11 protein-coding genes and 3 tRNA genes are annotated in these 11,782 nt (G+C 36.4%); 11 read left to right on the forward strand and 3 right to left on the reverse strand.

From position 1 onward, the window contains the following. Positions 1-25: 25 nt before the first annotated feature. From FBR08_RS03540 to FBR08_RS03565, 6 genes are read left to right on the forward strand one after another with little or no spacing between them, the layout of a single operon-like run. On the forward strand, positions 26-1,054 hold the full coding sequence (locus FBR08_RS03540; RefSeq protein ID WP_158961444.1) for a rod shape-determining protein: 1,029 nt from the start codon (positions 26-28) through the stop codon (positions 1,052-1,054). A gap of 8 nt (positions 1,055-1,062) precedes the next feature. After that, the gene (gene mreC, locus FBR08_RS03545) at positions 1,063-1,896 is read left to right on the forward strand and encodes a rod shape-determining protein MreC (protein ID WP_158961445.1); all 834 of its coding nucleotides are present in this window, start codon (positions 1,063-1,065) and stop codon (positions 1,894-1,896) included. Then, on the forward strand, positions 1,889-2,410 hold the full coding sequence (locus FBR08_RS03550) for a rod shape-determining protein MreD (RefSeq protein ID WP_158961446.1): 522 nt from the start codon (positions 1,889-1,891) through the stop codon (positions 2,408-2,410). The genes mreC and FBR08_RS03550 overlap by 8 nt, the downstream gene beginning before the upstream one ends. Beyond that, on the forward strand, positions 2,407-4,272 hold the full coding sequence (gene mrdA, locus FBR08_RS03555) for a penicillin-binding protein 2 (RefSeq protein ID WP_158961447.1): 1,866 nt from the start codon (positions 2,407-2,409) through the stop codon (positions 4,270-4,272). The genes FBR08_RS03550 and mrdA overlap by 4 nt, the downstream gene beginning before the upstream one ends. Next, a complete protein-coding gene (gene rodA, locus FBR08_RS03560; protein WP_158961448.1) occupies positions 4,269-5,522 on the forward strand; it encodes a rod shape-determining protein RodA in 1,254 nt (417 codons plus the stop codon). The genes mrdA and rodA overlap by 4 nt, the downstream gene beginning before the upstream one ends. Positions 5,523-5,562: 40 nt before the next feature. Continuing rightward, positions 5,563-6,048 (forward strand): hypothetical protein, encoded by a 486-nt coding sequence (locus FBR08_RS03565; protein ID WP_158961449.1) that lies wholly within the window; start codon positions 5,563-5,565, stop codon positions 6,046-6,048. A gap of 91 nt (positions 6,049-6,139) precedes the next feature. Here the strand turns inward: FBR08_RS03565 and FBR08_RS03570 are convergent. The 3 genes from FBR08_RS03570 to FBR08_RS03580 form a co-directional block, all read right to left on the reverse strand. Next, positions 6,140-6,212: transfer RNA gene (locus FBR08_RS03570), tRNA-Phe, on the reverse strand. A 27-nt stretch (positions 6,213-6,239) separates the two neighbouring features. Continuing rightward, positions 6,240-6,312, reverse strand: a tRNA-Phe gene (locus FBR08_RS03575). 33 nt (positions 6,313-6,345) lie between these two features. Then, positions 6,346-6,418: transfer RNA gene (locus FBR08_RS03580), tRNA-Phe, on the reverse strand. Positions 6,419-6,545: 127 nt separating this feature from the next. Between FBR08_RS03580 and FBR08_RS03585 the strand changes: the two genes are divergently transcribed. From FBR08_RS03585 to FBR08_RS03605, 5 genes are all read left to right on the forward strand, one after another. Continuing rightward, on the forward strand, positions 6,546-7,295 hold the full coding sequence (locus tag FBR08_RS03585; protein ID WP_158961450.1) for a type III pantothenate kinase: 750 nt from the start codon (positions 6,546-6,548) through the stop codon (positions 7,293-7,295). Continuing rightward, positions 7,273-8,538, forward strand: coding sequence for a hypothetical protein (locus FBR08_RS03590; protein ID WP_158961451.1), 1,266 nt, complete (start codon positions 7,273-7,275; stop codon positions 8,536-8,538). Before FBR08_RS03585 ends, FBR08_RS03590 begins: the two co-directional genes overlap by 23 nt. A 12-nt stretch (positions 8,539-8,550) precedes the next feature. Beyond that, positions 8,551-9,108, forward strand: coding sequence for an LPS export ABC transporter periplasmic protein LptC (gene lptC, locus FBR08_RS03595; protein ID WP_158961452.1), 558 nt, complete (start codon positions 8,551-8,553; stop codon positions 9,106-9,108). A 3-nt stretch (positions 9,109-9,111) separates the two neighbouring features. After that, on the forward strand, positions 9,112-9,312 hold the full coding sequence (locus FBR08_RS03600; RefSeq protein ID WP_158961453.1) for a hypothetical protein: 201 nt from the start codon (positions 9,112-9,114) through the stop codon (positions 9,310-9,312). 289 nt (positions 9,313-9,601) lie between these two features. Beyond that, entirely contained in the window at positions 9,602-11,695 is a 2,094-nt protein-coding gene (locus FBR08_RS03605) for a peptidylprolyl isomerase (protein WP_158961454.1), read from the forward strand. Positions 11,696-11,782 lie beyond the last annotated feature (87 nt).

An 11,782-nucleotide genomic window follows, 5' to 3' on the forward strand; every position in this document is an offset into this window, starting at 1 on the left:
TTAACTCTAAAAGCCTTTTATATCTATGGGATTTTTTGATTTCATGACGGAAGATATCGCAATTGACTTAGGTACTGCGAACACCCTTATCATTCACGATGGAAAAGTTGTCGTTGACAATCCATCAATCGTTGCTAGAGATAGGACAACGGGAAAAATTATAGCCGTTGGAAAAGAAGCGAGTTTGATGCAAGGAAAAACGCATGGTAACATCAAAACGATACGCCCTTTAAAAGACGGAGTTATTGCTGATTTTGACGCATCAGAAAAAATGATAAGCCTCTTTATCAAAAGCATTCCTGCTCTAAGAAAAAAAATGTTTACACCTGCTTTGCGCATGGTTGTATGTATTCCTTCCGGAATTACGGAGGTTGAAATGCGTGCTGTAAAAGAATCTTGTGAGCGTGTAAATGGTAAAGAGGTTTATCTAATACATGAACCAATGTCTGCTGCTATTGGTATTGGTGTAGACATTATGCAACCCAAAGGAAACATGATTGTTGATATCGGAGGAGGAACAACAGAAATTGCTGTTATTGCTCTTGGCGGTATTGTGTGTGATAAATCCGTAAAAATTGCGGGTGACGTATTTACAAACGACATCATTTACTATATGCGTACACAACACAACTTATTTGTTGGGGAGAGTACAGCAGAAAAGATTAAAATTCAAATAGGAGCTGCAACAGAAGATTTAGAAACTGCTCCAGAAGATATGCTAGTTCAAGGACGTGACTTGTTAACGGGAAAACCAAAACAGGTAACAGTTTCTTACCGCGAAATAGCAAAAGCATTAGACAAATCAATACAACGTATCGAAGATGCTGTAATGGAAACGTTATCTCAAACGCCTCCAGAGTTAGCAGCTGATATATACAATACGGGAATCTACCTCGCAGGTGGAGGATCTATGTTGAGAGGACTAGACAAGCGAATCTCTCAAAAAACAGATTTACCTGTTTATATTGCAGAAGATCCATTACGTGCAGTTGTACGTGGAACGGGGCTTGCCATCAAAAATATTGACAAATACAAAAGTGTATTGATAAAATAAACTAACCTATGCAGCAGATAATTAATTTTTTTATAAAAAACAGTACTAAGTTACTGTTTTTGCTGCTTTTAGTTATATCATTTGTCTTAGTACTACGAACGCATACTTTTCACAAGAGTTCGTTTATTAGTTCGGCAAATGGTGTGACAGGTTACGTCTATGAAAATGTAAATGATTTAAAGGAATACATGCGTCTTAAAACAGAAAATGACGCTTTAGTTCTGGAAAATGCCCTCTTGAAAAAACAAGCTTTCAATAGTGCTGTTATCACGGATTCTATTCCTATTGAATTACCAATTCTCACTACTTCTGAAGAAATCTACAACGTTATTGTAGCCAAAGTGATTAAAAATGAGTTTACCACCAAGGAAAACTATTTAACCATCAAAGGAGGAGAACGAGAGGGTATTACAAAAGATTTAGGAGTAATCAATAGCAACGGAATTGTAGGTATTATTCAAAAATCATCCACCAAATATTCGACGGTACAGAGTATCTTAAACGCCAAATCTAAAATCAATGCCAAAATTAAAGGATCCAATCACTTTGGAACCTTACAATGGGATGGTAAAAGCACGGGCTATGTTCAATTAAATGACATTCCGCGTCTAGCTGAACTCTTCCAAGGCGACACCATTGTCACTGGAGGTATTTCGGATATTTTTCCAGAAAATATTCCAATCGGCACCATTGAAAAAGCGTATACTACTGAAAGCTCCAATTACTTTACCATTGAGGTCAAGCTTTTTAATGACATGACTAACTTAGGGTACGTCTATGTGATTAAAAATAACGACATTGAAGAAATTAACGAACTAGAAGAAGCTACACGCAATGAATAGTGCTATATCCAATATTACGCGTTTTGTTATTTTGCTAATTATTCAAGTATTAGTATTTAACAACTTGGATTTATTCTCCTTTATTAATCCATTTCCGTATATACTTTTTATCGTACTCTATCCAACAGATGGCAATAAAGCGTTATTTTACATCTCTAGTTTTCTTTTGGGACTAACCATAGACATGTTTGAAAACTCTGGTGGTGTACATGCTGCCGCCTCACTCCTACTGGCGTTCAGTAGGCCTTTGGTATTAAAATTTTCTTTTGGTATTAGTTATCAATATCACAACCTCAATATTTATAAAAAAGTAACCAAGGATTTATTTTCTTCTATGGAAGTCCTGGGGTATCTAATTATTATGGTAGTGATTCACCATGTGGTTTTATTTGCACTCGAATTTCTGCGTTTTAATTTTATTTTGGAAATCTTATTGCGAACTTTACTAACAACGGTAGCAACATTAGTGAGTTGCATCTTAATCCTCTATCTGATCAAACCATCTAAACGATGAGAAAGTTATTACTTCCTATCCTCATAGTTGCAGTAACTATAACCATTCTTATTCGACTGTTTTACTTACAAGTCGTGGATGACACCTATATCAAAAAATCAGAAAACAATGCCTTAAAAATCGTTTATGAATATCCTGAACGAGGCTATGTATTCGATCGAAATAAAAAATTACTAGTTGCGAATCAACCTTCGTATGACATTATGGTTATACCAAGAGAGGTTAAAGATATCGACACACTTGCTTTGTGTAAATTACTCGATGTCACCCTCGATGAATTCAATACCAAATTACAAAAAGCAACGGTGTATAGTCCCCGACTGCCTTCTGTATTTTTAGCCCAATTGAGCAAAGCCGAATATGCAGCCTTCCAAGAGAAGATTCGCCATTTCAATGGTTTTTACGTACAGAAACGCTCCTTGCGAGATTATCAAGTAAATGCTGGGGCTAATGTTTTTGGCTATATACGCCAAGTAAACGAAGACAACATCAAAAACAACCCTTACTATCGTTCTGGAGATTTAATTGGTATTCAAGGAGTTGAACAACAATACGAAGATATTTTACGCGGAACAAAAGGAGTAAAATACATCCAACGCGACCGCTTTAATCGAGAAATCGGTTCTTTTAAAGATGGGGTTTACGACACCATCTCGATCAAAGGAAGTGATATTACTTTGACCATTGATTATGAGTTACAAGCCTATGGAGAGCTTTTAATGCAAAATAAACGAGGGGGTATTGTTGCCATCGAACCGAAATCGGGTGAAATTCTTGCACTTATCAATGCGCCATCCTATGACCCTGCCTTATTAGTAGGGAGAGAACGCTCAAAGAACTACACCAAATTATACAATGACTCATTAGCAAAACCACTATACAATCGCGTATTATCTGGAGAATATTCACCAGGATCCCCTTTTAAAATCCTAACAGGTTTAATAGGCTTACAAGAAGGAGTTATTACAGAACACTCTGCCTTTTCATGCAGTAGAGGTTTTTACTATGGACGAGGGGCTTGGATGGGTTGCCACGATACAGGAACTTGGAGTCTGCGACATGCGATTGCGCTATCGTGTAACACTTACTTTGCTCAGACGTATAAAAAGATTATTGAGAAATACAAAACCCCTTCAGAAGGAATTGATCGCTGGAGCAAACACTTAGAGAGCTTTGGACTTGGTCAATTTCTAGGATATGATTTACCTGAAGGTCGAAAAGGTCACATTCCCAATTCGGAATATTACGACCGTTGGTATCCGAACAAAGGATGGAAAAGCACCACGACAATTTCTAATTCTATTGGACAAGGCGAGGTCATTATGACTCCCATGCAGTTAGCTAACATGGCAGCAGCCGTAGCCAATCGCGGTTATTATTACACGCCTCATATCATCAAAGATATTGAAGATCACAATATTGACAAAAAGTTCGTTACCAAACAAGTAACTACAATTGACCCAAAACACTTTGACCCCATTATCCAAGGAATGAATCAAGTATTCCACATTGGTACAGGGCGTAGTGTGGCCGTTCCACAATTGGAAATGGCGGGAAAGACGGGAACAGTAGAAAACTTTACGCGTATCAATGGAAAGCGCTACCAATTAGCCGATCACTCTGTATTCGTTGCCTTTGCACCTGTAGATGATCCTAAAATTGTCATTGCCGTTTTTATTGAAAATGGTGTTTGGGGAGCCCGATGGGCAGCTCCTATTACTAGTTTAATGCTTCAAAAATATTTACTCCCCGAAATTGTTCGCCCAGATTTAGAAAAGCGAATGCTCGAAGGAAGTTTAGAAAGTGAATACAACAAGGTTTTACAACTATTTAATTTAGCAGATAAGCAGAAAAAACAATGAGAAGCGGGAGCGTACAAAAACATATTGATTGGATAACTATTTTATTATACCTGCTACTAGTAGTTGCCGGATGGATAAATATTTACTCCACCTCACTACCTAGTGAAGAAACCAATATTTTTGATTTTAGCCAGATCTATGGTAGACAGCTCGTCTTTATTTTGACATGCATTCCCTTAATTATTCTCATCCTTGCCTTAGACACCAAGTTTTATGAGAAATACGCCCTTATCTTTTACATCTTGGGTATTCTCTCCATTCTCGGTTTATTTGTCTTTGGTAAGTCTGTAAAAGGACAAACCAACTGGTACCAAATCGGAGGATTAGGTATTCAACCTTCTGAATTTGTAAAAACGACAACAGCCTTGTTGTTAGCCAAGTACTTTTCAGACAATCAAGGAACGTTAAAGACCCTGAAAGAACAGGTAACGGTTTTTTTGATTATCGGTATTCCAACCTTGTTAATTTTAAAACACGACACAGGAAGTGCCATGTTATTTGCTTCCCTCATCTTTGTTTTATATCGCGAAGGATTACCTTCGTGGTACCTATGGTCCGCTTTTATAACCATCGCTTTATTTGTTGCGGCATTAATAGTAAAACCCTCACTCATAATCACTTCTATTGCACTATTAACACTACTGCATTACTATTTTAACAAAAATATCAATAGAAACCCCTTTATTTACCTTATTTTAGCCACCGTAATGTGCGGTTTTGTTCTGTCTGTGGATTACGTGTACGACAATGTACTCGAACCCCACCAAAAAGACAGAATAAACGTTTTACTCGGTGAAAATGTAAATCTTCAGGCAGAAGGATACAACTTAAATCAATCCAAAATTGCGATTGGATCAGGAGGCTGGTATGGCACTGGTTATTTACAAGGAACCCAAACCAAGGGAGGATTTGTACCAGAGCAACATACGGATTATATTTTCACTACCGTTGGAGAAGAATGGGGATTCGTTGGTTCTAGCACGATTATCGTTTTATTCCTTTGCTTATTTTTCCGCTTAATATACCTAGCAGAAAAGCAAAAGAAGCGATTTAATAGAGTTTACGGATACTGTGTGGTGAGTTTTCTATTCATTCACTTCGCTTTTAATATTACCATGTTAGTAGGCTTATTCCCTACTATTGGAGTACCTCTTCCCTTTTTCTCCTACGGAGGATCGAGTTTAATCGCCTTTACATTGCTGCTATTCATCTTTTTGAAATTGGATGCCAATAGAATTAATGAATGGTAAAAACACGAACAACAATAGAATCAAAATAGAGAAAAAGAAAATGAAAAAAACGTTTTTAATTGCCGGTATGTTGATCCTTGGCTCAACAGCTATGCAGGCGCAAGAAGTACAAAAAGAAACACAGACTACCTCGATTGAAAGTGAACTAACAGCTGTTGAGGAGCCTCTTCCATCTATAACAACGACCGCTGTAGAAGAAGCTCCAATCATGACACAAGAAGAGCTAAAGGCTTTCAAACAAGAACAAAAGCAAATTGAGCGAGAGCGCAAAGCAGCGCTTAAAAAGCAAAAAGAGATCGTTAAAACGCAAAAGAAGATCCAAAAGACAACGGAGAAGCTTAACAAGACAAAAACGAAATACAACAAAGAAAATGATACTTTTAACCGCGATATGGCTTTAGGAAAAATAGCCCCCGTTCAAGAGTTGAAAATCAAAACTAAATTGCACAAATATCAAACGGAAATTGCCAATTTAGAATTTGCACTTAAAGCAGAAGAATACAAATACGAAAATTTAACGAAATAACAAAAAAGCGAAACTCCGGTTTCGCTTTTTTATTTACAATTTACAGGAAACAAAAAAACCGACAACTTTCGTTATCGGTTTTTTTCTGGTGTGGTGCCTCCAGGAATCGAACCAGGGACACAAGGATTTTCAGTCCTTTGCTCTACCAACTGAGCTAAGGCACCAGTTGCTTATTCATCGTTTAAAATTTGTGGTGCCTCCAGGAATCGAACCAGGGACACAAGGATTTTCAGTCCTTTGCTCTACCAACTGAGCTAAGGCACCAGTTTTAAACTAAGAAACTAAAAGCTAATTTTGTGGTGCCTCCAGGAATCGAACCAGGGACACAAGGATTTTCAGTCCTTTGCTCTACCAACTGAGCTAAGGCACCAATTGGCTTTTAGTAAGTGAACTTTTGTTCTCTTAAGCGGTTGCAAATATATAATACTTTTTTATTCTTCCAAAACTTCTCTAGCAATTTTTCTTTATTTATCTTTGTTACCCTAAGCAATGGAAACATGATTTACACTCTTGATATCGGAAACACCAGAACGAAACTCGCTATGTTTGAAAACAATAGCTTGCTAAAAACCGAATATCTTTCGACAAAAAATCTTACAGAAGAACTTTTATTTTTTTTAAAAAAAAATAAAATAAAGCCCAAAATTGTACTGGCAAGCGTGGTTCATCTCGATCCTACCTTGCTCAATTGGCTCCAAACGCATACGGATTTTACCCAAATTAGCCACACCACCCCCTTGCCTTTAATCAACAAATACCAAACACCACATACCTTGGGTATTGATCGTTTAGCGGTAGCCGCAGGAGCAACCATCAAATATCCGAACACTTCTCGCTTGATTATTGATGCCGGAACTTGTATCACCTATGACTTTGTTAACGCCAACAACGAATACTTAGGCGGGGCTATTTCGCCAGGTCTGCAATTGCGCTATAAAGCATTAAATGACTACACGGCAAAACTTCCGTATTTACAAACCGAAGATATTGATTATTTTATTGGACAAAACACAAATCAATCCATTCAATCAGGGGTTATCAACGGAATTGTTGCAGAAATAGACAATATTATAGACCGTTATAAAAAAGATTATCGCGATTTAACAATAATTTTAACGGGAGGGGATACAGTTTTTTTGGCTAAAAGATTAAAAAATATAATATTTGCTAATCCAAACTTTCTTTCTGAAAGTCTGAACAATATATATCAATACATAATTGAAAATGATAAAAAGAATCATTCTTAGCTTTAGCCTTATTTTATCCGCTCAAGCTTTCGCTCAGCAAGGAACCGCTTCTCCTTATTCGTATTACGGAATTGGAGATTTAGGTTACAATGGTACAAATGAATATAAAGCTATGGGAGGTACTAGTGTCTATGCAGATAGTTTGCACCTAAACTTATTGAACCCAGCCGCTATTAGTCAATTAAAGACTACAACATTCACTGTTGGATCCACCTCAAAGTTCTACAACTTCAAATCAAATGAAAGCAATGACAATATAAAACGTCAAACGATTGATTATTTCGTTGTAGGATTGCCGATTTCTAAAAAATCTGCCGTTATCTTCGGACTTCAGCCCTATTCTTCTGTTGGTTACAAAATCGAAAGAGAACAAATCAATGAATTGAATCAGAAAAAATTCAATCAACTTGAGGGAAGCGGAGGTATCAACCGTGTATTTTTAGGTACAGGATATGAAATCACCAAAAACGTTCAAGTAGGTCTTCAAGCCAGTTACTTTTTTGGTAGTACAGATAACACAAACCAAGTTTCTATCCTAGACACAGGAGATGGATTTGGGTTAATATCGAGTACCAATGAAAAGAGAAAGATTGATTACAAAGGATACGAAATTAGAGCAGCCTTACAATACCAAGGAAAGTACAAAGACTACGATTGGCAAGCTAATCTAACGTATAGCCCAGAAACAAAGTTAACAGCGGATAATCTAACCAATTTGCGCGTGATTAATTCAAATGGCGCTATTGTAGATGCAAAGGAAATTTTCAATGAAAGTATCAAGTTAACAAAACCGCAAGAATTAGCAATTGGTGCCGGAATTGGTAAAAGCTTAAAATGGTTTGTATCAGGTCAATTCACTTACATCGAGAATAGCAAATTAGCATCTAGCTGGAATACCGCTCAATATGCAGGTTTTGAAGACACTAAACGCTATGCTATTGGAGGTTTCTACATTCCGAAATACAATTCTTTCACCAGCTATTTTGATCGCGTAGTCTACCGCGCTGGATTCCGCTATGAAAATACTGGATTGGTTTTAAAGAATGAATCAATTAACGATTATGCCTTTTCACTTGGCGCAGGTCTTCCACTATTTGGACGCACTTTATCGAATATTAATATCGGACTTGAATACGGAAACAAAGGAACAAAGAACAGTGGACTAGTTAAAGAAAATTACTTTAACCTTTCAATTGGATTATCATTGAATGATTTCTGGTTCTTAAAACGCAAATTTGACTAATTCAACTCACACATGTTGTTACCAAAAAAAACACCGTACATCGTTTTTTTACTTAGTTTGATTGGTCTTACCGCATGCGAAAGTAAATTTAGAGACATCCAAAAAATACACGATAAAGCTCCTTTTTACCCGGCAGGTATAGCAGAAAAGATGCAAGGTCAATACATTGACTCTGGTCGAGTAAAAGCGATTTTAATCAGTGACAAAATGTTGGATTTCTCTACTGTAAAATATAAGTTTACTGAATTTCCAGATGGAATTCACTTGACTTTCTTCGATAACAATAACAATAAAAACACGGTTGTAGCAGATTATGCCATTCAATATACCGCTACAGAACTTATTGATTTAAGAGGAAATGTAGTCATCACGACTCACGATAATAAAAAATTAGAATCCGACCAGCTGTACTATAACCAACGGTTGGATTGGTTCTATACCAACGGCAAATACAAAGCTTCCACAGATAAAGAAAACTTCACTCAAGGCGTAGGTGTTGACTTCGATGGAAAGTTAAATGTAATTAAAGCTAGAAACAGTTACGCAGAAAGTATTAAAAAAGAAAATTAACTTATGAAAGCATTACAGATTATACCTTTTCTATATCTATTTGTTGCTATTTTATTTATTTATGATGCAGCAACTAAAATCCTAGCAGGTGAACCCTTCTCCAACTATTGGACAAGTTTTCTCGTTGCAGGTTTAGCAATTTTCATGTTCTTTTTCCGCAGAAAATACAGCAAGAGAATGGTCGATCATTACAACAAAAAATAAGCATTAACTACAGATAAAAAACGCAGGATTCTTTTAAACCCTGCGTTTTTTTTATTTATCTAGGTACTTCTTTTTTGATTTCACCTTTGCTTTATAATTTTTCCTCCTCCCCCATTATTCCCCTTTTTACTGTTGCTGAATCAAGCATTAAGTAAAAAATTCTGTTTTTTAACAGTAAAAATCATCCAGAAACACATTCTTTCTTCAAAATAATAGGTTTACCCCTTTTATTATTAAAGAGATAATTGTATTTTCGCTCTCTGAAAAAAATTACACATAATAAAAAAACATGGCAGTTTTATCAAAAATTAGACAAAAGTCGGCGCTGTTAATTGCAGTAATTGGTATTGCTTTATTAGCATTCGTTATTGGTGACGTAGTTAGAAGCGGCGGTGCTGGTTCTTCAAGAAACATTGGAAGCGTAAATGGTGAAGATATCAATACGCAGATTTTTCAACAGAAAGTTTCCCAAGCAGAGCAAGGGAATCAAATGAGTAGAAATCAAGCCTATCAAATGGTTTGGAATACCGAAGTAAATAATATACTGCTAAAAACGGAATTCGAAAAATTAGGATTACAAATCGGAAAGGACCAATTAATCAACGTAGTAAAAACCAACCCTATGTTTGCTAATAGTCCAGAATTCCAAAATCAATTAGGGCAATTCGACATGGCTAAGTTCAATACTTGGGTAATGGCAATGAAACAAGCAGGACCAGAACAATGGCAAGCTTGGTTGAACTATGAGGTAGAATTGGAGAAATTCGGTTTACAACAGATGTATAATGCTTTGGTAAAAGGTGGTGTATACACGACTCAAACAGAAGCTAAATATTCATACCACGGCGAGAATAGCAAAGTAACTTTTGACTATGTATCTGTTCCGTATAGCACAGTGAATGATGATCAAGCGAAAGTGAGTGACTCAGAAATCACAGATTATATGAAAAAACACGAAAATAGATTCAAATCTGAACCTACACGTGAATTGACGTATGCATTTGTTGAAAGCTTACCTTCAAACAAAGACAAAGAAGACGTAAAAGAAACTGTTGAGGCTTTCTTAAGACCAACGGTTCAATATAACGCAGAAACAAAAAAGAACGATACAATTGCAGGTTTTAGAGCAACTAAAGACTTAGTAGCTTATATAAACGCAAACTCAGATGTAAAATTTGACAGTGTTTATTATGCGAAAAAAGATTTGCCATTAGAGTTCCAAGAGCAATTATACAACTTGCCAACTGGAGAAGTATTTGGTCCTTATTTATTCAATGACCACTACTGTATTTCTCGTATGGTAGGTAAGAAAGCTGGAGCAAAAGTAAATGCTGCTCACATCTTAATTTCTTATGCTGGTGCTCCACAAAGTGCAGCGACAAGAACAAAAGAAGAAGCAAAAGCAAAAGCGGATGAAATCTTGAAAAAAGCGACATCAGCTAACTTTGCTGAATTAGCACAAGCTGAATCAGAAGATCCAGGATCAAAAGCAAACGGCGGTAAATACGAAGATGTAGCTAAAGGTCAAATGGTAAAACCTTTCGAGGATTTCATCTTCAACAACGCTACAGGTAAAATTGGAGTAGTTGAAACAGATTACGGATTCCACGTAATCCAAGTTTTAGGAAAATCAGAAGGTGTACAAATTGCTACTTTAGCTAGAAAAGTTGAACCTTCAGAAGCAACAGCAGACGAAGTGTTCGCTAAAGCAACAAATATTGAATCAGCAGCCGCTTCAGGAAACTTAGTAGCAGAAGCTGAAAAAGCAAATGCAGTAGTACAACAAAACGTAACTGTTCGTCCATTTGACGAATACTTACAAGCAGTTGGATCAAGAAGCGAGATTGTTTCTTGGGCATTTAACAACGAAACAAAAGACGGAGATGTGAAGCGTTTTGATATTCCTGACGGATATATTGTTGCTACTTTAGCTTCAACAAACAATACAGGTTTACTTCCAATCGAAGAAGCTAGAAAAATTGTTGAGCCAATTTTAATGAATGAGAAAAAAGCTCAAATCATTAAACAAAAAATGACAGCTGCTACCGTAGAAGAAGTTTCTAAACAAACGAATGCTTCTGTAGCCTTAGTTATGGATGTTACAAGACAAAATCCATTAATTACAAATATTGGAAATGAGCCTCTAGTAGTAGGAACAGCTTTCGGAACTGCATTAAACCAAAGTTCAAAATTGATTGACGGAGCAAATGGAGTTTACATGGTAAAACCTACCCGCATTACTTTAGCACCAGACTTAGACAACTACAACAACTACAAAAACAAAACAGAAACTGTAGTTCGCTCAAGTGCTTCATCTAAAGTATTACAAGCTTTAAAAGATCAAGCTAAAATTAAAGACAACAGAATTGGAATGATCCAATAATCATATCAAAAGCCATCTACGATTAGATGGCTTTTTTTATTCCTACTCGTTTAACTAAGAAAAATACCTTATTTTTGCTCTGAATTC

The sequence above is a fragment of the Myroides fluvii genome (genome assembly GCF_009792295.1).
GTDB lineage: Bacteria > Bacteroidota > Bacteroidia > Flavobacteriales > Flavobacteriaceae > Flavobacterium > Flavobacterium fluvii_A.